A 19,710-nucleotide genomic window follows, 5' to 3' on the forward strand; every position below is an offset into this window, starting at 1 on the left:
GCCACGCCACGGTTTCCGGAAGCATCGCGATGGTCAGTTGAAGAACAGACGAATGACGCCGCCCAGAGTTTCGGGCACGCCGGCGCAGCCGTCCAAACATAATGGGGGAACGGCAAACCCATGGCCGAAATGGTAAAATCAACAGCATCAAGCGGGCCGCGAACGGCGGAAGCCAATCCGGTGACCCGCTTCTTCCGCGCGACCGAGATCGACACGCGCCTGCTCGGCATGATCGGCGCGCTCATCATCATCTGGATCGGTTTCCACATCATCACCGGCGGCCTGTTTCTGACCCCGCGCAATCTCTGGAACCTCTCGGTCCAGACGACCGATATCGCGATCATGACGACGGGCATGGTGCTGATCATCGTCACCCGCAACATCGACCTTTCTGTGGGTTCCGTGCTTGGCCTCTGCGGCATGATCATGGGCGTGACCCAGGCGAAGATCCTGCCTGAGTATATCGGCTTCGACAGCCCCTTCACCTGGGCGATCACGCTGCTGGTCGGCATTGCGGCAGGTTTTCTGATCGGCGCCTTCCAGGGCATGATCATCGCCTTCCTGAACGTACCCTCCTTCATCGTCACCCTCGGCGGCCTGCTGGTCTGGCGCGGCGCGACCTGGCTCGTCACCAGCGGCCAGACGGTCGCCCCCATGGACCAGACCTTCCGCATCATGGGCGGCGGCGCGGAGGGCTCGATCGGCGCCACCTGGAGCTGGATCGTCGGTATCGCCGCCTGCCTGTTCGTTATCGCCAGCATCATCGGCTCGCGCCGGCAGCGCCGCCGCTTCGGCTTTCCGCGCCGGCCGATCTGGGCTGAATATTTCCTCGCCATCCTCAGCTGCGTGCTGATCCTCGGCGCCGTCTCCATCGCCAACAGCTATTACTGGCCGATCAACATCGCCAAGAAATATGCCGAGACCAACAATATCCCCTGGCCGGAGACCGGCCTGGACATTCCCTACGGCATCGCCGTGCCGGTGCTGATCGCCATCGTCGTCGGCATCATCATGACCTTCATTGCCACAAGGCTGCGCTTCGGCCGCTATGTCTTCGCAATCGGCGGCAACCCCGAGGCGGCCGAACTCGCCGGCATCAAGACCCGCTGGGTGACGGTGCGCATCTTCGCGCTGATGGGCGTGCTCGCCGCTATCGCAGCCGCGATTTCCACCGCCCGCCTCAACGCCGCGACCAACTCGCAGGGAACGCTCGACGAGCTTTACACCATCGCCGCCGCCGTCATCGGCGGGACGTCGCTGGCGGGCGGCACGGGCACGATTGCCGGCGCCATGCTTGGCGCGCTCGTCATGCAATCACTGCAATCCGGCATGGTTCTCGCCCATGTCGACACGCCGCTGCAGAGCGTCGTCGTCGGCACTGTCCTCGTCGTGGCGGTCTGGCTCGACACCGTCTATCGCGCCCGTGCCAAGTGAGAGGAGCCCTAGACATGGCTGATCAACGCACTCCCCTTGTGGAACTGAAAAACATCTCGATCTCCTTCGGCGGCATCCATGCCGTGGACAATGCCTCGGTCGATCTCTACCCCGGCGAAGTGGTCGCCCTTCTCGGCCATAACGGCGCCGGCAAATCGACGCTGATCAAGATCCTCTCCGGCGCCTATAAGCGCGACTCCGGCGAAATCCTGATCAATGGCGAGCCGGCCGACATCCGTAATCCGCGCGATGCCAAGAAATACGGCATCGAGACGATCTACCAGACGCTGGCGGTCGCCGACAACGTCGACGCCGCCGCCAACCTCTATCTCGGCCGCGAGCTGAAGACCCGCTGGGGCACGCTCGACGACGTGGCGATGGAAGCTTCGGCACGCGAGGTGATGGGGCGGCTCAACCCCAACTTCAAGCGCTTCAAGGAGCCGGTGAAGGCGCTTTCGGGCGGCCAGCGGCAATCGGTGGCGATCGCCCGCGCCATCCTCTTCAACGCCCGCATCCTGATCATGGACGAGCCGACGGCGGCCCTCGGCCCCCAGGAGACGGCGCAGGTGGGCGAGCTGATCAAGCAGCTGAAGAAGGAAGGCATCGGCATCTTCCTCATCAGCCACGACATCCACGACGTCTTCGACCTCGCCGACCGCGTCTCGGTGATGAAGAACGGCCAGCTCGTGGGCCACGCCCGCACCGAGGATGTGACCAAGGACGAAGTGCTGGGGATGATCATCCTCGGCAAGGTGCCGCCCAAAGCCATCCCCGGCCCCGGCGCCATGCAGATCTGACCGCTGTAAGGCGCGCTCTGCCCCAGACAACCGCTCCGCCGCCCGCAAGGCCGGCGGAGTTTTTCGTTCAATCCCGAGACTGACGAATAAAAACACCCTGCAAACCGCAAGCATCGGTATTTCTGAGAATTTCGCGATTGAAGCCGGCCGCAAGCTAGGCTAAGAACCACCCATCGGACAGGCGATTCAAACCGCCTCAGGCATGCACCCGTAGCTCAGCTGGATAGAGTGTTGGATTCCGATTCCAAAGGTCACAGGTTCGAATCCTGTCGGGTGCGCCATTTTTACTGAAGACTGCCCCATAGCCATGAAATGCGACCCCATTGGTAAGCCCGCCTAGGTTTGCGTCTGGAGCCCTTGGTTTGATAGATTCCCCGCGATAGCTTTGAGCCTAACGTCACCGGCCTGCGGCACCGTTCGGAAATATGCCTTTGCCCTCGGAATGACGCGCTTTTGAGCTGGGGATGTGGCTGCGATAAGATTTCCGCTGGGATCATGTCAGAAGACACCTATGAAGATATCCGACGCGCTAGAGGGCGGAGACTTTCGCCGCCGACACCCACAGAGGGTCTCGCACGGCGTGTCATCATCAAAGTTCCGTCGGCAACACATTTATTAGTTATAGCTGATTGAGCGCACCCAAAAGTAGGCGTAGTGTGATCCCACACCGCTACTTGAAGTGGAGGGCACAGCCATGAGAATGGGAGCTTTTGCGATTGCGTGCGTTGTGGGTTGGAGCTGCGGAACGTCAGCCTTTACATTCGAACTCAATCCAACCGCCACAGCCCGCATGGAGGCCGAGGTTGGTCTCGACGACAAGACGATCGCTTTCCTGAACAGGTTGCCTGCAGAACTTCGAAAGCAGTTCGTCCAAATGCTGAAGGAGTCGCTGCCACTCATCGACAGCAGCGTACAAAGCTACATCTCTCAGATCGACGACGTGATTAGCTCGAACATCGATCAAGCCGCCTGCAGTGCGACGATCCCCGTGAATTTGTTCTTCGATAGGGCGACCGAACTCGTCCTGCCGGGCGACTACAAGTCCAAGCCAGTCGCAACCTTGACGAAAGACCTCGCAGAGGTCGTGAACGGCTTCTCGAGCGGAAATCCACCGAGTGAATTTCGGATCGCTTATTCCGACTTCCTTCACAGGGCGGCAACTACGGCCTGCCAAGTCGGGCTCTCGGCCCCGACGCTCCTGGACATTGTGGGGCTACAGAAGGCGGCCCGCCCCAAGTGGAGGGTGTGGTCACGCCTCGAGGGCGAATGCCAGAACGCGGACGAATGCATGACCTGGCTCCGAACTACGGTGATGGAACGCGTCTCGCAAGCGGATTCGAGGGACGTAGCGTTGGTAACCGCCGACACTCGGTTCGATAAGGTCGAGATGCCCGAGGAGCTTGGCTTTTTTGAAAAGTTGAGCGGCAAATTCCATCCCGCCCCGTACGAAGACGCTTTCGTGGAGCTGTTTTCGATCACCGATGGGATTCGGGTGGCGAAGAAACTTCGCCAGGCCAGCGCTGAAGCTGACTTTGCGGCCGGTGTCGCGCTGATCAACGAGGCGGAGACGAAGCTAACCAAAGCGAAGAAGCAGCTCAGCAACTTGGATCCTAGCAAAAATAACCTCGCGATCAGCAATGCGAAAGCGGTATCGAAGGTCGGGGTAGTGGTGGCCACGGCCTTCGCAAATGCCAAGGACGCATGGCCAGAAATAGACGAGCGGATCGAGCCTGAAATCGTCCGCTATGACGAGCTGGTCAAAGGTGCGTCGAGTGCGATCAAAAGCGCTAAGGCAAATAATACTCAGATCAATCACCGAGATATCGCACGGGATATTCTGCGCATTTTGCAATGAAACTGCGCGAAATATCGGTCCGGCCCCTTTTGAGAGGGCCTCCACGACGGCGTCGGGCGAGCGTTCGAGCAGCTCGGCCAGTTTATCGTCGAGAAGCTCAGGAAGCCACCGAACCGGCAAACGGCGACGACGTCGGTTGTCTGCTGACGATTTTGAACGCGTCCTCGGTCGGGCTGGACCGCACAAACCGATTGCAGAATGAGATCTGGCTTTCGTCGAGCGGGATCGGCGATTCCTTACCTTCTCATCTGCATCCAACGATTCGTATACGAGGTTACTTTCTCTGCCTTGACGCCTAGTCGGCAGGCGCGCCACGTTCAAAGAGGCTCGGATTTACGACTTCATGACTGGGGCAGCAACCTCTACCGAGCCATCCCACCGAACGCACCTCCGGCCTGATCCAGCGCCGCCCTTGCAGCGCTCTCTGGTAAGTCAATCTTGGTCGTAGCTCCACAAGATCTTGACGCCCCCATTGCCGCCATCACCCCGCGCCCGTTTGACCGAGGCGACGACGCGCGCGAGCTCCTCGAACCACTAGCGATTGTACTTGTTGATCACCGCTGAAAGCGCTTTGCGTGCATTGCCTTCAAAGCCAGCGTTTTGCACCATTTCCAACTTTAACCGTTCCATGTCAGGAGCGGTTATCGAACAAAAACCTTGTCCCACTCGATAGATTCTGCCATGCCGCCTATCGATCAGGCCATAAAGCTCGTCAGCCACTAGCTTAGCTTCGTCCCTCGCATCCGGCGACGTCAAATAGGTGGCGAGCACTTCGATCTGTGCGGCGAGGGCCTCCATGAAATTGCGCAGATACCTCAGTTGCTCCATTCCATGCTCGTAGACAAGACGACTGCCGGCGTCGTTGGGGTGCTCGCATGGCTGGGTAACGTAGTAGTACCCCATCTTCGTCGCTTGTTCGATAGACCACATGGTGTTCTCCATCCGATCGAGATGTCTTGAAAACCTCTCCGTGGTGATGCCATCGGCGATCGGATCGCTCGATACCGCAATTTTTCGGAAGACCTGAGCCAGCCTCTCAAAGACGCGCCAATCTTCGGCCATTGCCGGAACTTCCTTTGCCAGGGCCGTTGCTGGCATTGCTGCGACACAAGTGACGGCGAGTAAGAAAGTTCTCCTATCCATAACGCTCCCCCCATCGTTCAAATGGTCCAATCCGGATAAGAAAGAGGTCACTCGACAGCGGACAGAAACGGGAATTCGCCGTTGCGAGCACTAACGCGAGCTATAGATACCCAGTGGGACTTGGATGCTGTCCCCAACAGCAAACTTACCGCAATAGCGTCTCGACGTACATGAGTCCTTCTGCGGCAAGTGCTTGAGGACGGTCAGTCGACAGATGAAACGTCATCCCGTCGACAGAATTACCCAGATCGAATTTCCTGTCAAAAATCCGTTCCCAGCCACGCTGAGCCATCTCTCGTGGGCCATGATATCGGCTGACTTTCTCCATGCCCAGCGCATGGGGGAATGTTACTTCTATGGTGCCGCCGGGCTCGTCGTAAAAAAATGACCCGGCAGCGCTACTGCGGTTCGCCTGCAAGGGTGATGACAGCGCGGTCTGACCAAATCGGGTTGTCGCTCATCCAGACAAACGCATCCGAAGCAATACCGCGCCTGAGCGAGAGCGCCATAGCCGCGACCGCCCTGTCTTTCGTCGTGCAGGCTGCCAAAAGCACCCCCCAATGCCCTTGTGCCCTAACGGGACGCCACAATGCAGTTTTCAGGTCAGCATAGCGGGCCTCCACAAGCCGCGCGTAACGCTGCGCGCCTTGCTCAGTCCTGTATGACGCTATGAAAGTCCAGTACTCGAACCCTGATTCCGCTGTACCGCACTGCAGGTATGAAGTTGCGTATTCTTCAGGAGACGATGTCTCAAACTCCGCCGCAGGAATGTTCGGATTGGCGGCGTCTACGCAGACCCGGTCCTCCCGAAGGATTTCGCCTGTGAAAGCGCTCTGGGTAGAGGGAAACGGGTTCAGCGGGCATTCCGGAAACGGGTAGAGCGGCCAGCTCAGATCGCTGCGATTGCGGGATGATCCCAGTACCCCTTCAGGAAAGAGCTTCAGGAACACTTTTTCCCGCAAATACGGATCAACCCATATCCGCAGGCCCATTTGCCGGTTCTGCCAATAATCATGGCCATAGTTATACCGGCTAGGTCCAGATGCAGGGCGCGCCTGATTTCTGGCGTAAGGCAGCGCGTGAGCCTGCCACTGCTGATTGCCGTCGATGCTGCGAACGGCCCCAAACAAGGCGCTGAAATTGCCTGCATAGGGCGGGTATACCGGCGTTCCGTACCGCGGGGAATGATAGCCGGCCCCGACCTTGTCCGCTATGAGCTGGTTAAGAGCATCCGGCTGCAGGAGTGACAGCTTGGCGAGCACAACAGCGCTATTGAGTGCTGCGAAGGCCGCGGGATCAAGCCGACCATTGGAAAGAGCCACATCAGCATCGACCACGGATGCAACGTCGCTGAACCTGAGCAAATTCTTTCCGGAGGCGTCGCCGCTATAGGCCCCATTCAACCTGTCCCGGTTCGCATTGCTCGGATCCGACAGCAGGTCTAGGAAGTCGCTTGTGGTCTCGTCAGTCAGAAAACCGACAATTTCCAAGCCTGCTTTGCGCAGTTCAGGCTTGAGCTTCTCAACGACCTTCTTCTGCGCTGTACGGCTCGGGAAAACGAGCCACTGGAGTAACTCAGGCAAATCCGCGATCGCATCGTCGAACTTCTGGTTCAGTTCCTCGATGAAATTCTTGACGGCGCAGGTGGCCTCGCCAATCTCGATAGGCGCGGCCGTGTACACAGAGCCGTAGCACGAATACCAATCAGTATACTCGGATAGCGGGTTGCCCTGAGAAAGGAGCATTTTTATACCGGCGCGGTGACTGGCGTCGATATATTTAGCTGTAGCCTGGTCAATATCGCCGAGCCAGTTGTCGATCAGGAATGTTATGCCATTATATTTATCGATGACCTTCTTGATTTCATCGACGATAGCCGTGACCTTCTCGAGTTCGCTGGCAACGCGCTCTTGTATCTTTCTCAGTTCGTCGACGGCTTTGCGCGCGCCAGCGACGATCTTTTCCTGAGCCTCTTGCTCTGCTCTGGCTACATCAACAGCGGCTTGATATGTGCCTTGGGCTACCCCCTTAACCGCTTCCTCTTGCCTCTTCGTGAGGTCATCTATAGTGCGTTTCGTTCCATCGACATTCGCCTGCGCTATTTGTGCGGCCTCGTTGGCTGCTGCGACCTGAGCGTTGAGGCTGGAAATATCGCCCTCAAGCTTCGATATTTCGCCGTTCAGGTTTCCAACCGCTTCCTTGCATTTTTCGACGGCCGGAGGATATAGAAGGGCCTCGCAGGCAAGGTTACCAATTTTCCCGCGTAGATCGCTAATTTTTCCCTGCAGTTCTTTTACTTGGTTGGCAACATTCGCGGCTGTCTGGGCAGCAAAATTGACCGCATCCGCAGCAGCCTTGAGCTGCTCGGCAAGAAGTTTTTCCTGAAACGTCAAAAGTTCAGGATAGTCCTGGATAAGCTTGTTGGCCGCGTCCAGAGCGCCAAGCGCGGCATCTGTGGCGCTCTTCTTGACAGCGAGCAGTTCCTCCGCAGCATTCAATGACACCTCGGCGGCATCCAACGCCGCTTTGCCCGTCGCCAAATCGATTTGTAACTTCGCCTGTTCCTTGAAGCGATCGGCACCAAACGTGGTGATGCTCTCGATCAGGTTCTGTGTCTCTTGCCTTGCAATCCGGACGCCGTTGCGAACTTCGTACATCGCCGTGAGGTGCGCGCCTGTTTGGTCCGCTTTGAAGTTTTGAGTTGCGACATCTTCGTCAAGGATCAGGGTATCGCGAAGAAATTCAGCAGGGGTTCCGAGCGAAGCTTCGAGGTCAATCGCATTGCCTGCGGAATCCAAAGGCGTGGGCGTCAGGGACTCTATGTACTTCTCAAGCAGAAAGTGCCGCCGCTCCACATCCCGCTCCCCGTCGGTGAGCAGGAAGATGTCACCGGCCAACGCATTGACGTACGAATGCGCGAAGATATCGCCCGCCGCATGTGCGACGAAGCCGTAGGAGAATGCCATCTCGGAAGGAGAGGAGGCGCGGCCCACAAGTTGCCTCAGCCAATCATCGGTTTGCCATCCATTAGTGACGCCCGGATGGGTCGTCATCTGGCCGACTATTGGATCGGGAAAAACGTCTGGGCCGAGGTTACCCATCCGATACTGATTCTGATTTGAGCGCAGCGCGTTCAGTATAGGGGGAGCAACCTCATAGGAACTGCCCCCAAGCTCGACTCGACCGTCGTCAAGTGCGTCGTTCAGCACTTGCTGGCCGATCCAGAAATGTGTCTTGAGACTCCAGGCGAAAGCGGAGCTAGCGAAAGCAAGGCTGCTTGCTATTCCGACTGCGGTTGCGAGTGTCATAGCACGGTGCGTCGGAAGCGTCCTGCAGACAAAGGATAAGCCAGCGTCTAAGATCTTCTTCGTCCACGCACTGTAAAACCGCGAGATCGAATGGGAGACAGTCACCCAGCAGGAATTCGATTGTTCTTGAATTTCGATCGGCAGACCCGATTTTTCCGAGCGGCGCACTCCTCCCCGCGTCGAGCGCGATCTAGGCGCAATCGTCTGCGGCACCATACTCGCGTTTCGTGCATTCGGGAAAGACGGTAACCGCATCGCATTCGCCCAACTTAGATGACTATTGCGCGCAAAAGATAACCTAAGGTAGCACGCGACCTTTACCCATTCAATACAATCGACCAAGAATATTTAAGTCGTCCCCAGCAGGCACCCGGATAATACTGCAATAAATCAAGTAAAATTCAAAATTTTATTGTTGTAATGCAGTCACATGATCAGATTCCTATAGTTAATGCGCGAGACATCCGCCGCATTTAGCTAGCCCCAATTGGGTACAGGATTTGTTTTCCATTGGCGGAAATTGGGCACAAAGTGTATCTAGTTTCTGATAAGTGTCTCTGTTCGCACCGGCGTGGTAAGCCAGTGAAGGTTTGCACCAATGGAACCGGGCGGGTCTTCGGGCGCTACGCAAACCGATACCATTTAGCTGGTCAATCAGATTTTGGTCTGACGTCACAGGTGCGCAGAGACTTCGTGTAGGTGAAGTCTATTTGGACGGACAATGGCCTCGCTGCACAACCTCTTTTTGCACCTCCGACGAGGCCTCAAAGTACGTGAGTGACCTGAGTGCGAAAGGACTAAGGCCGGGTTCAGTTTTCCGCCTTCCATGGAAACTCGGCAATTGTGGCAAGGCCGAGTTCCAGAAACTCTACCCACGTGGTGTTAGCTCGGCAGCGCGGCTCCCGCTGCACTGGCAAGAAGGGCAACCGCCTGATCTTGCTTAACGCGCTTGATGTCGCGAACCAATTCTCCAACCGTTATCGCGGCAAGCTTAAACAGTTGATCGGCTCCGTTGGTGTCCAACGTGTCGCGGGGATGCATAAGCGGATTACGATCGAGATCACGCATCCGGTCAAGCATTGCAGCAACTTTTGGGGACGGCTTGGGGGAAGCAGCCGGATCGTCAATTAGCTTTTTCGCTTCGGTTATGTACGCAAACCAGTTCTTGAGTTTTTTTGTATCGACTCCGAACTCTTTCAGGTATTCGTCCATTACCAGCTCGAGACCACGCAACGCGTGAAAACCGCACGATGTCGGAAGATCGAAGGCTAAACACTTACCTGCGCTATTGAACTCGCTTAAGGCAGCTTCAGGCACGTCGCGCCTGTATTCCTCAGGGATGATGCTCGCGCCCTCAGCAACAAGTGCCTGGGTTTTATAAATCGCTATTTGTCCGACTGAATAAATGTCAATGTCGTGACACTCAGCCTCAAACACGCTTCGAAATGCGTCGATCTTTTTCGATATGGCAGAGTACTGCCAATTGTGAACCTCTTCATCGAACTTTTCAGCTGAGTATTTTCCGTCGATGTAAAGGTGTGCCACTGACCATTCGTTTACCGCAGCAAGCAGCTCGTTGGCGGCGCGTATCGACGTAGTGAAACCGTTGTCGCTTTCGATAAATTTCGTCAACTTGGGGGGAAGCGACATCGTACCGAAGAAAACTGATCCAGCTTTCTGAGAGTCGGCCTGCAAACTCTGCTTCGCACTCTGCAGCGTTTCAGCCAATTCATAGTAGTCGAGAAGATTTACGCGCTTCACGATGCACTCTCCGGTAGACCTCAATTCCGAATAACACAATTTCAACGTGGTGGATATTAACCCCCGATCCGACAGACAGTTATACCCTTGTTTTCACGAAACCGGGGCGCTTATTTGCTCTTACTGCGAACGAAGGCCCCGGACGATAACTCCTGGGAGGGTCCAGACATTTTGCTCCCCCTAGGGGTGCGCCCTCTCGCGACACCTCTCGGATCATCCGGCCGGCGACCGCACAATGCGCTCGGCGCTCTCCCTGTCCGTGAGCGCACTATGCGATTGCGCCTCGAATAGCCCGCATCCTCAACTTTGCCAAGCTTCCCCACCCACTCGTTAGCAATTTGTTGACCATAAGCTGGCTTTACTAAGCCTGATGGATGCGGAGTTCCCGCCAGTCGTCGAGTGTTTTGTGTGAGACGGGATTGTAGGCGTTGAGGTATTCACTGCAAGGTTTGTCAGGCGGAGTTGCCACACTCCTGTCGCGTGTTGAGCGCTTCGCAGCGCAGACCATTCTGCCGGCTCTGTTTGCGCTGCCGGCACTTGTCGGTTCCGCATCATTTGCCTCGGCGGAGGATCGCGCCCTGAAGCTGTTCTTTACCCATACCGGCGAGAAGGCGACGATTACCTATAAGCGCGACGGAAAGTTCGACCCCAAGGGCCTTGCCCAGATCAATCGGTTTCTGCGCGACTGGCGAAGGAACGAGCCGACCCGGATGGATCCGCGGCTGCTCGACCTGGTCTGGGAGGTGTATAAGCGCAGCGGCGGCAAGGATTATATCCACATCGTCTCCGCCTATCGTTCCCCCACCACCAACAATATGCTGCGCAACCGCTCACGCAGCACGGGTGTCGCCAAGAAGAGCCAGCACATGCTTGGTAAGGCGATGGATTTCTACGTTCCCGGCGTGAAGCTTGCGACGCTGCGGGCGCTTGCCATGCAGATGCAGGTCGGCGGTGTCGGATATTATCCGACCTCGGGATCGCCCTTCGTGCATCTCGACGTCGGCAATGTCAGGGCCTGGCCCCGCATGTCCCGGCAGGAACTCGCGCGAATATTCCCGAATGGGCAGACCATGCATCTGCCGGCCGATGGCCGGCCGCTGCCGGGATACAATCAGGCGATTGCGAACTACAAGAAGCGCGTCAGCCCCACCGCGATCCAGATTGCCAGCACCGCTGGAGAAGACGAAGAGGTGGTGGAGTCGGTCAGGCCGAGCGGCGGCACCAGAGACGGCAACCTGGTGACGGCGCTTCTGCCGACGCCGAAAAGCCGGGCAGTGAATGCGCTCGCGCTGCAGACCGGCGCGACCGAGCGGGATGACAAACGCTCCGCCCCGGATCTTTCATCTTTGCAGATTCCGATACCGGCGATGCGCCCGCCTGCCCTTGTGCGGGACGCTGATGTGGACGACGGACTGGAGACTGCGTCGATCGGCCCGATTGCCGCACTTCCTGGGAGACAGATCTCGGCATTGCCTGATCACGCCCGCTTCCATCCCCGCATTGTTGCAGCGGAGGCCTCCAGGCCGAGCGCCAGCATGATCGCCGCCCTGCCCATGACCGCTTCATGGGAAGATCCAGATTTCCTCGGATCGACCTCCGACACGGCGCTGATGAAGTGGGCGCTGCATTCTCCCGGCGAGGCAATGGGATTGAGCGCGCCTCGTCTCTCGCCCCGCACGGTTCATCGTGCGGCTGAGGTCGCGACGTCAGACGATGAGGTCATCCCGGTCGCGGCTCGAGGCCCGTTCGATGCCAGCCGGTTTGCGGTTTCGCCCCCGGAGGGCTGACTTCGAACGTCAGCCTGTGCGCTGCGCCTGAGACAAAGCGGGCGCCCCGACCACATCGAGATCATGGTGATGGGGAGCATGGGAGCGACCTTGCGGTCAGTCGCAGACGATGCCGTAGATTTCGCGATATTGGTCCAACTGTTCTTTCGGGCCGGCCAGCAGCAGCGGGCAAGCGGTGTAGTTGCCCTTCACTTTCCCATTCTCGGTATACATCCAGTCGAAGATATCCGACTTCTCGAATTCGACGCGATCATCGGGCTTGATGTTGCGGATGTACTCAGGCGTATCGCTGAGAAGAGCGGTGAAATGGTCACCCGATGCCTTGATCTGGTAGACCCACATGAATTCCACATTCGGCGCCATCTGATCCGTGGTCAGTGCCACGCCTTTGGCCTTGTCCGTGAAACCGAGCTTGATGCTGTAATTTTCGGTTCCGGCCGGCGGATTTCGCAGTTTCTCGAGGAAGCCGTCCAACTCGCTTTTGGACTTCTCATGCGCTTTGGCCATGGCCGGATCGCCGGGCGCGATCAACTGGACGTTGTCGGTGGCCAGAGCGAGCTCGGTGGGAATGACAAGAATGGATAGGCCAAGCATTGAGAGGATTGAAATGAGGTTGCGCAACATTCGATGGGTCCAAGATTGTTGTTACTATGTGAGGCAACATAGCTACCTCTGGTTGATCTTCAATATCGGCTTGATGCACCTGCGTCGCCGCTGCTTTCAAGCGACCGGTCGCTTCCAGGCCTCATAGTAATTGTCGAAGACGCCATCAAACTGCAGCTTCAACGGCTCCCCTGCATAAAAATCCCTGAACTCCCGCACCACGTCTGCCTGGCGGAGAAATCTGCAAATCGACTGCCGAAATTTCGAGCTTTTCGCTGCCTTGGGCAGACGCGACAACCAATGTCTGTTGGGGCGACCCACCAAACAGCCGGGAACGAGCGCCCAACCCGAAGGCAGCAGATTTTGGGACATGACGGCAAGGAACTGATCCAGTTCCGGAGGCGTGGCAAAGATCAAATCGACGCCATCAAAATGAACTGCCAGGAGACACCATAGCTTTCGTTGAGATGCAAAAGGATGCACGACACGTCGTGGGCGCTTAATCTGCCCACTCGGCGTCATTTCTGGCATCCATCCATACCATCGCGCTCCCGCCCAACCGCTTATCGGTGTTTCAGGAAATTCACGACTGTAAAATAGCTCTGCCGATTTCATCGCCGCACTATGATTGGACAAGGAAGCATGCGCAACGGTGGATCGTCCGGTCCCTCAGGGCGGGTGACATCATCTCGTTGACGCTGGAGCCGCGTTAGCACCGTGTTAGCGCGCACCATCTACTGTCGTGACAACAAGGGAAACCCGGTTATCCATTGCAACCGGGGCAAGCAGAGTAGCGACGAGACCTGAGATGCCGACGGCTGACGGAGGATACATGAAACTGGTTCTAGGCAACTCGATAGTGTCGTGTGCCATCCTGCTATCCAGCGTGGCGGGGCTCGCCGCCTCCGGCGGATGGCAGACGGATGGCCAAGGCACGCGATACTGGCACGTCACGCCACGGCCCGGACAATGCAACATAAGCCAGGCAAAAAACTTGGCGCTGCGGGCCGGCATCTATCGTAGCGAGGTTATCCAGCAGGATGACAATGTCATCGTGCTCAGAGGTCTGGATCAATCGGGCGACCGGCGGGTGATCGGCTTCGGCAACATCAGGGGATGCCCTGAGTTGGATGGCTATGAGGACGGGCATTTCTGAGGGCATGTTCAGCGCGTCCAGCGCCGCCTACAGAAGCTTCTTCAGAACTGTTGCGTATGGATTTCGGCCATAGCGCGACTGAGGTCGTCGATCGGGTTGCCGATCGACGTCTGCGTGCCTTCAAGCTCCTTCGGCATCTTCCAGCCGGGATCAATTCCCTGCATGTTGGGCAGCTCATGCGCAATGCCCTTATGGCAGTCGATGCAGGTCGCCTTGCCCGGAAGCAGATATTGCGTGTGGATCGCCGCGGCTCTCGGCGTCTGTTTCTGCAGGTCCATTGCCACTGCCGAATGGCAATTGCGGCATTCGAGGCTGTCATTGGCCTTCATCCGGGCCCACTCGTTCTGCGCCAGGCCGAGACGGTGCTCCAGAAACTCCGGCCGGGTGTCGATGGTGCCGAAGATCTTGCCCCACACTTCCTTCGAAGCCTGCATCTTGCGGGCAATCTTGTCCGTCCAGTCATGAGGAACATGGCAATTCGGACAAGTGGCGCGCACGCCCGAGCGGTTGGAGAAATGGATCGTCCGGGTCAGCTCCTCATAGGGATTGTCGTGCATCTCGTGGCACGACACGCAGAAATTCTCGGTGTTGGTCAGCTCCAGAGCGGTGTTGAACGCACCCCAGAACATGACGCCGCCAATAAAGCCGCCGAGCGTCAGCACGCCCAATCCGATCGTCGCGGCCGGCGTCGTCAAAACTGACCATGCCCAGAGAATGAGGCGCTTCACCCAAGCGATCATCGTCGTCACTCGCTTCCGGCAGGCTTGAAACCAAGTTCGCTCATATCCTTGAACATGCTTGGCACCAGCGGTTTGATATCAGCCTGGGGAACGTGGCAGGCCGTGCAGAAATAGCGCCGGGGCGAGACATCGGCGATCATCTGGCCGTCCCGCGTCATGTAGTGGGTGACACTGATCATCGGGGCGCCGGAATCCTGAGTGAACTCCCGCTTGTGACAGGAGAGGCACCGGTTGGCGTTGACCGAAAGCTCATAGCCCTCGATCGAATGCGGGATAATAGGCGGCTGGTCGGGATAGGCGCGCATCTGCCGGCGGTCATCGACCACCCATCGCGGCAGGACGGCGGCAGGCTCGGACTGCATGGCCTCAGGCGGCCCCTGAAGCTGGGGGACATTCTGGGTGACGACCTCAGCGATCGATGCCGTCGTGACGAACACCAGCAAACCCGCTGCAATGGCTGTCCATTCGGGTCGTCTCAACCGACGACGGGGAGAATCTTGACCGCGCATTTCTTGAAATCCGTCTGTTTCGAGATGGGATCGGTGGCGTCGAGCGTGACCTTGTTGATCAATTGGCTGGCGTCGAACCACGGGACGAAGATGACGCCGGATGGCATCCGGTTCCTGCCGCGGGTGTCGATCCGGGTGCGGATTTCGCCACGCCGCGAGACGATGCGGACTTCGGCCCCCTGGTTGATGCCGCGTTTTCGCGCGTCGTCGGCATTCATGAAACAGCGCGCCCCGGGGAACGCCTTGTAGAGTTCAGGAACCCGCATCGTCATCGAACCGGAATGCCAATGTTCAAGCACCCGTCCCGTCACCAGCCAGACATCGAACTCGTCGTCGGGCGATTCTGCGGGAGGCTCGTAGGGTGCTGCCAGGATGACGGCCTTGCCATCCGCCTGGCCGTAGAAATTCAAACCCTCGCCGGATTTGACATAGGGATCGTATCCTTCGCGGTATCGCCATTTGGTTTCCTGCCCGTCGACGACGGGCCAGCGCAGGCCTCGAACCTCGTGATAGACGTCGTAGGGCGCCAGATCGTGGCCATGTCCGCGTCCGAATGCGGCATACTCCTCGAAAAGCCCCTTCTGGACATAGAAGCCGAAGGCCTTTGCCTCGTTATTGTCGTAGTCGGCACTGATGTCTTCGAGAGGGTACCGGTCAACTTCGCCGTTGCGAAACAGCACGTCGAAAAGCGTCTTGCCGCGATAGGTCGGATTGGCGTCCAGCAGCTCCGCCGGCCAAACCTCGTCGGTGGTGAAGCGCTTCGAGAACTCCATCATCTGCCAGAGGTCGGAGCGCGCCTCGCCCGCAGCCTGCACAAGCTGGTGCCACACATGCGTCCGGCGTTCGGCGTTGCCGTAGGCGCCTTCCTTTTCCACCCACATGGCGGCGGGCAAAATCAGGTCGGCACTCATCGCGGTGATCGTCGGATAGGCGTCGGAGACGACGATGAAGTTTTCGGGATTGCGATAGCCGTTATAGGTCTCGTTGCTGGTATTGGGCGCCGCCTGGACGTTGTTGTTGACCTGCACCCAGTAGAAATTCAGCTTGCCATCCTTCAGCATCCGGTCCTGCTGCACCGCATGGTAGCCGGGTTTTTCCGGAATCAGGCCGTGAGGGACATGCCAGATCTCCTCGGCATGTTTGCGATGCTCGGGGTTGGTCACCACCATGTCGGCAGGCAGGCGATGGGCGAAGGTTCCGACCTCGCGCGCCGTACCGCAAGCGGAAGGCTGGCCGGTCAGGGAAAATGGACTGTTGCCCGGCTCGGAAATCTTGCCCGTCAGAAGATGGAGGTTGTAGACCATCTGGTTGGCCCAGACGCCCCTGACGTGCTGGTTGAAGCCCATCGTCCAGAGCGACATGACTTTGCGGGCGGGATCGGCATAAAGCTCGGCCAGTTGTTCGAGAAACTCCGGATCGACGCCGGTCATCGCTGCCGTCTTCTTCAGCGTGTAATCCGAGACGAAGTCCTTGAACGCCTCGAAATCCATCGGCTCGGTCTTGCCCGGATCGGCCGAATTTGCGGCCTTGACCTCGATCGGATCATCAGGGCGCAGGCCGTAGCCGATATCGGTCGCGGCGCGGGCAAATTTGGCATGCTTTTCGACGAATGCCTCGTTGACCCGTCCGGTTTGAATGATGTGGTTGGCGATATAGTTCAGGATCACCAGGTCGGTGCCGGGCTTGAAGACGATGGGTATGTCGGCCAGATCCATGCTGCGATGGGTGAAGGTGGACAACACCGCGACCCGGACATGCGGTTGGCCGAGGCGACGATCGGCGACCCGCGTCCACAGGATCGGATGCATCTCCGCCATGTTGGAGCCCCAAAGCACGAAGGCGTCGGCATTCTCGAAATCGTCGTAGCATCCCATCGGCTCGTCCATGCCGAAGGTTCGCATGAAGGCGACGGCGGCAGACGCCATGCAGTGGCGGGCGTTTGGATCGAGGTTGTTCGACCGGAAGCCGGCGCGCATCAGTTTCGTGGCGGCATAGCCCTCGAAGATCGTCCACTGGCCGGAGCCGAACATGCCGATGGCGGTCGGCCCCTTCTCCTTCAGAACGCGTTTGCACTGCGCCGCCATCACGTCGAAGGCCTCATCCCAGCTCACCGGCTCGAACTCGCCTTCCTTGGCGTAGACGCCGTTCTGCTTGCGCAGCAGCGGCGTCTTCAACCGGTCCTGGCCGTACATGATCTTCGAAAGAAAGTAGCCCTTGATACAGTTCAGGCCCCGGTTCACTTCGGCCTGCATGTCGCCGTGCGTGGCGACGACCTGGCCCTGCTTGACCCCGACCATGACGCCACAGCCGGTCCCGCAAAACCTGCAGGGCGCTTTCGACCACTTTATCTCGAGCGCATCGATGCCGCCGGGCACCTGCTGCGCGGCGGCCGGAAGCGTTATGCCCGCGGTCGCCGCGGCTATCGCTGCCGCGTGCGCCTTCAGGATGTCACGACGGGTCAGTTCACCGGTCATCTAAGCCCCTCCGTTTCGACATGCTCGAAAACCATATTCGCGGAGATGACCCCATCGAACAGCGATATGCGCGACAGGCATTCGCCCATCATGCCTGTGCTTGTCCCTTCGATGACGATGACAATCTTGCCGCCGCCATGGCCGTGGACTTCAACGTTTTCCATCATCGCCAGTTGGCCGAGAACGCTCAGCGTCGCAGTGGGCAGCGTCGCGATGACCGCGCTCGATATGTGATAGAGCGATGGCGTTTCAGGCATTGCGGCCCTCCAGTCCGTTTATCCGGGTCGCGATTGCGCCGACCGGACAGATCGCAAGACAGGCGTCGCATCCGGTGCAGAGCGTCTCGTCGATCTCCGGGAGAAACGGCCCGCCGATCCGCGGCCGGAATCGGATTGCATTCTCGGGACAGCTTTCGTCGCACGACCGGCAGGCAACGCCCCGCCTGGACAGGCAGGGTTCCGTCACCATGGCCGTGTGAGGCAAGGATGTTGAAGCGTCCGCCTCGGATGCCGGGTCGGGACGCCCGAGGAGCAGTTGACGGCGAGACAACGCTTTTGTCTGCATGGCGCGCCTCAATGACCGGGAGGACCCGGAGGTCCGAAGACGATTTGCCACATCCAGACGGCGAAGCCGTAGCTGCCGACGACGCCGACTGCGATCACTGGCCAGATGCCGAAGGCAAGGACGAAGAAGGTGACAAGCTCGATCTTCCGCCTGTTCGGCCTCTGCGGGCCCGCAGAGCCGCCTTGGACCGGCTGTAGCATCTCACTTCCTCCCCGCATGTCATCGCCGGCATTTGATGCTGGTCCTGGCGTGCCGAGGATTGCATACCGCCCTGCCTTTGGGCACGTATGTTACGGTAACCAACGGAGCGGATTGCCGATGTGCGGGAGGTTGGGAACCGGAGTTGCGATGGGCAGAGAGTGCGAGCTTGCGACCTGACCGCCGGGAGGCCGACGGATTGTTATGACGCTCTCGAAGGCGGCTGTATCGCTGTCTTCACGGACTCATCGGGCCTAGGCAGAGGGGTCCATGTCTCGGCAAGTTCGGATCACACCCGCCGGGTGCGTCGCGGATTCCTCCACCCCTACTCGCTCTGCCGCAAATTCCTGATCCGGTCGAACAGCACCGCCAGCACGATCGCCCCGCCGATAAACGTTCCCTGCCAGAAGGCATTGATGCCGAGCAGCCCGAGGCTGTTGCGGATCACTTCGATCAGCGCCGCGCCGACCAGGGCGCCGAAGGCGGTGCCGATGCCGCCGGCGAGGTTGGCGCCGCCGATGACGGCGGCGGCGATGACCTGCAGTTCCATGCCGGCGCCGATATTGGTGGTGACGGCGCCGAGCCAGCCGGTCTGGACGATGCCGGCAATGCCGGCCGAGAGCGCCGAGATCATATAGACGGCGACCTTGATGCTGCGCACGGGAACGCCGGTCAGCGTCGCGGCATGTTCATTGCCGCCGATCGCGAAAATATAGCGGCCGAAGCGCGTCCAGCGCAGCACGAAGCCGGTGATGAGCGCCAGGATGACCATGTAGAGAACGGGGTTGGCGATGCCGAAAAACCAGGCGCCGCCGCCGAGCGCGAGCAGCTTGTCATGGTCGGGGCCGAATTGGAAAACGACGGTGTTGTTCGAGGCGACCATCGCTAAGCTTCGCGCAATCGACAGCATGCCGAGCGTCACCACGAAGGGCGGGAAATTGAGATAGGCAATCAGCACGCCGTTGAAGGCGCCGATCACCAGCGCCGTGACGATCGCGGCCGTGATGCCGACCTCGATGGAATAACCGGCATTCATGGTGACCGCCAGCACCATGCTGCAGAGGCAGAGCACCGAGCCGACCGAGAGATCGATACCGCCGGTGATGATGACAAGCGTCATGCCGAGCGCGATGATGGCGACGAAGGTGACGTTGCGGGTGATGTTGTAGAGGTTCTTCGACGTTGCAAAGGAATCGGTGGCGAAGGACAGGAAGAGGCAGGCGAGAAGCACGGCGATCAGCACCCAGAATGTCTGACCGCCGACAAACTCCGCAAGCCGGCTGCGCTGCTTCTGTGCAATCGTCTGGTCCAGTGTCACTGCCATTTCGACCTCTCACTCCAGATGGGGCATTGTTCTCAGCGGTATGTCTCCCGCGGGAGA

General features: G+C 58.7%; 17 protein-coding genes and 1 tRNA gene. 6 read left to right on the forward strand and 12 right to left on the reverse strand.

Going from position 1 to position 19,710, the window contains the following annotated elements; all coding sequences use genetic code 11:
- The first annotated feature begins 120 nt into the window (after positions 1-120).
- The 4 genes from CO657_RS15000 to CO657_RS15015 all read left to right on the forward strand — a co-directional run bounded on the left by CO657_RS15000 (position 121) and on the right by CO657_RS15015 (position 4,086).
- Complete coding sequence (locus CO657_RS15000; protein WP_003592836.1) at positions 121-1,434, forward strand: sugar ABC transporter permease; 1,314 nt, start codon at positions 121-123, stop codon at positions 1,432-1,434.
- 14 nt (positions 1,435-1,448) lie between these two features.
- On the forward strand, positions 1,449-2,231 hold the full coding sequence (locus CO657_RS15005; RefSeq protein WP_003592835.1) for an ATP-binding cassette domain-containing protein: 783 nt from the start codon (positions 1,449-1,451) through the stop codon (positions 2,229-2,231).
- A gap of 204 nt (positions 2,232-2,435) precedes the next feature.
- Positions 2,436-2,512, forward strand: a tRNA-Arg gene (locus CO657_RS15010).
- Between the two features lie 413 nt (positions 2,513-2,925).
- A complete protein-coding gene (locus tag CO657_RS15015; RefSeq protein ID WP_054182818.1) occupies positions 2,926-4,086 on the forward strand; it encodes a hypothetical protein in 1,161 nt (386 codons plus the stop codon).
- Positions 4,087-4,620: 534 nt separating this feature from the next.
- Here CO657_RS15015 and CO657_RS15020 read toward each other — a convergent pair.
- From CO657_RS15020 to CO657_RS15030, 3 genes are all read right to left on the reverse strand, one after another.
- Positions 4,621-5,148 carry a hypothetical protein gene (locus tag CO657_RS15020; RefSeq protein ID WP_128715560.1) on the reverse strand — a complete coding sequence of 176 codons (528 nt, stop codon included), beginning with the start codon at positions 5,146-5,148 and terminating at the stop codon, positions 4,621-4,623.
- A 479-nt stretch (positions 5,149-5,627) separates the two neighbouring features.
- Positions 5,628-8,753: a zinc dependent phospholipase C family protein gene (locus tag CO657_RS15025; protein ID WP_164918675.1), complete on the reverse strand. Its 3,126-nt coding sequence runs from the start codon at positions 8,751-8,753 to the stop codon at positions 5,628-5,630.
- 666 nt (positions 8,754-9,419) lie between these two features.
- Complete coding sequence (locus CO657_RS15030) at positions 9,420-10,298, reverse strand: hypothetical protein (RefSeq protein WP_054182821.1); 879 nt, start codon at positions 10,296-10,298, stop codon at positions 9,420-9,422.
- A 428-nt stretch (positions 10,299-10,726) separates the two neighbouring features.
- Between CO657_RS15030 and CO657_RS15035 the strand changes: the two genes are divergently transcribed.
- Complete coding sequence (locus tag CO657_RS15035; protein WP_054182822.1) at positions 10,727-12,085, forward strand: peptidoglycan L,D-endopeptidase MepK; 1,359 nt, start codon at positions 10,727-10,729, stop codon at positions 12,083-12,085.
- Between the two features lie 96 nt (positions 12,086-12,181).
- Here CO657_RS15035 and CO657_RS15040 read toward each other — a convergent pair whose 3' ends face one another.
- Both CO657_RS15040 and CO657_RS15045 read right to left on the reverse strand, forming a co-directional pair.
- The gene (locus tag CO657_RS15040; RefSeq protein ID WP_054182823.1) at positions 12,182-12,709 is read right to left on the reverse strand and encodes a YegJ family protein; all 528 of its coding nucleotides are present in this window, start codon (positions 12,707-12,709) and stop codon (positions 12,182-12,184) included.
- A 96-nt stretch (positions 12,710-12,805) separates the two neighbouring features.
- On the reverse strand, positions 12,806-13,219 hold the full coding sequence (locus tag CO657_RS15045) for a hypothetical protein (RefSeq protein ID WP_245292958.1): 414 nt from the start codon (positions 13,217-13,219) through the stop codon (positions 12,806-12,808).
- A gap of 301 nt (positions 13,220-13,520) precedes the next feature.
- On the opposite strand from CO657_RS15045, the gene CO657_RS15050 reads away from it, so the two are divergent.
- Positions 13,521-13,844 carry a hypothetical protein gene (locus CO657_RS15050; RefSeq protein WP_054182825.1) on the forward strand — a complete coding sequence of 108 codons (324 nt, stop codon included), beginning with the start codon at positions 13,521-13,523 and terminating at the stop codon, positions 13,842-13,844.
- Between the two features lie 41 nt (positions 13,845-13,885).
- Here CO657_RS15050 and CO657_RS15055 read toward each other — a convergent pair whose 3' ends face one another.
- The 7 genes from CO657_RS15055 to CO657_RS15085 form a co-directional block, all read right to left on the reverse strand.
- Positions 13,886-14,581: a NapC/NirT family cytochrome c gene (locus CO657_RS15055; RefSeq protein ID WP_054182961.1), complete on the reverse strand. Its 696-nt coding sequence runs from the start codon at positions 14,579-14,581 to the stop codon at positions 13,886-13,888.
- Positions 14,582-14,589: 8 nt separating this feature from the next.
- Positions 14,590-15,093: a nitrate reductase cytochrome c-type subunit gene (locus CO657_RS15060; protein ID WP_054182826.1), complete on the reverse strand. Its 504-nt coding sequence runs from the start codon at positions 15,091-15,093 to the stop codon at positions 14,590-14,592.
- Positions 15,060-17,567, reverse strand: coding sequence for a periplasmic nitrate reductase subunit alpha (gene napA, locus CO657_RS15065; RefSeq protein ID WP_054182827.1), 2,508 nt, complete (start codon positions 17,565-17,567; stop codon positions 15,060-15,062). Before napA ends, CO657_RS15060 begins: the two co-directional genes overlap by 34 nt.
- Positions 17,564-17,824 (reverse strand): chaperone NapD, encoded by a 261-nt coding sequence (locus tag CO657_RS15070; RefSeq protein ID WP_054182828.1) that lies wholly within the window; start codon positions 17,822-17,824, stop codon positions 17,564-17,566. Before CO657_RS15070 ends, napA begins: the two co-directional genes overlap by 4 nt.
- Positions 17,817-18,131 (reverse strand): 4Fe-4S dicluster domain-containing protein, encoded by a 315-nt coding sequence (locus CO657_RS15075; protein WP_054182829.1) that lies wholly within the window; start codon positions 18,129-18,131, stop codon positions 17,817-17,819. The genes CO657_RS15070 and CO657_RS15075 overlap by 8 nt, the downstream gene beginning before the upstream one ends.
- Positions 18,132-18,139: 8 nt before the next feature.
- Entirely contained in the window at positions 18,140-18,331 is a 192-nt protein-coding gene (gene napE / locus CO657_RS15080; RefSeq protein WP_003590772.1) for a periplasmic nitrate reductase, NapE protein, read from the reverse strand.
- 323 nt (positions 18,332-18,654) lie between these two features.
- Entirely contained in the window at positions 18,655-19,653 is a 999-nt protein-coding gene (locus CO657_RS15085; protein WP_012558636.1) for an ABC transporter permease, read from the reverse strand.
- Between the last annotated feature and the right edge of the window lie 57 nt (positions 19,654-19,710).

Origin of the sequence: Rhizobium acidisoli (assembly GCF_002531755.2) — a bacterium.
Taxonomy (GTDB): Bacteria; Pseudomonadota; Alphaproteobacteria; order Rhizobiales; family Rhizobiaceae; genus Rhizobium; species Rhizobium acidisoli.

What these genes read in the sequence shown, in the direction of transcription:
- CO657_RS15000 (WP_003592836.1), top strand. Translation starts at nt 121, where the DNA reads ATGGCCGAAATGGTAAAATCAACAGCATCAAGCGGGCCGCGAACGGCG.
- CO657_RS15005 (WP_003592835.1), top strand. Translation starts at nt 1,449, where the DNA reads ATGGCTGATCAACGCACTCCCCTTGTGGAACTGAAAAACATCTCGATC.
- CO657_RS15015 (WP_054182818.1), top strand. Translation starts at nt 2,926, where the DNA reads ATGAGAATGGGAGCTTTTGCGATTGCGTGCGTTGTGGGTTGGAGCTGC.
- CO657_RS15020 (WP_128715560.1), bottom strand. Translation starts at nt 5,148, where the DNA reads ATGGCCGAAGATTGGCGCGTCTTTGAGAGGCTGGCTCAGGTCTTCCGA.
- CO657_RS15025 (WP_164918675.1), bottom strand. Translation starts at nt 8,753, where the DNA reads ATGGTGCCGCAGACGATTGCGCCTAGATCGCGCTCGACGCGGGGAGGA.
- CO657_RS15040 (WP_054182823.1), bottom strand. Translation starts at nt 12,709, where the DNA reads ATGTTGCGCAACCTCATTTCAATCCTCTCAATGCTTGGCCTATCCATT.
- CO657_RS15045 (WP_245292958.1), bottom strand. Translation starts at nt 13,219, where the DNA reads ATGCCAGAAATGACGCCGAGTGGGCAGATTAAGCGCCCACGACGTGTC.
- CO657_RS15050 (WP_054182825.1), top strand. Translation starts at nt 13,521, where the DNA reads ATGAAACTGGTTCTAGGCAACTCGATAGTGTCGTGTGCCATCCTGCTA.
- CO657_RS15060 (WP_054182826.1), bottom strand. Translation starts at nt 15,093, where the DNA reads ATGCGCGGTCAAGATTCTCCCCGTCGTCGGTTGAGACGACCCGAATGG.
- napA (WP_054182827.1), bottom strand. Translation starts at nt 17,567, where the DNA reads ATGACCGGTGAACTGACCCGTCGTGACATCCTGAAGGCGCACGCGGCA.
- CO657_RS15070 (WP_054182828.1), bottom strand. Translation starts at nt 17,824, where the DNA reads ATGCCTGAAACGCCATCGCTCTATCACATATCGAGCGCGGTCATCGCG.
- CO657_RS15075 (WP_054182829.1), bottom strand. Translation starts at nt 18,131, where the DNA reads ATGCAGACAAAAGCGTTGTCTCGCCGTCAACTGCTCCTCGGGCGTCCC.
- napE (WP_003590772.1), bottom strand. Translation starts at nt 18,331, where the DNA reads ATGCTACAGCCGGTCCAAGGCGGCTCTGCGGGCCCGCAGAGGCCGAAC.
- CO657_RS15085 (WP_012558636.1), bottom strand. Translation starts at nt 19,653, where the DNA reads ATGGCAGTGACACTGGACCAGACGATTGCACAGAAGCAGCGCAGCCGG.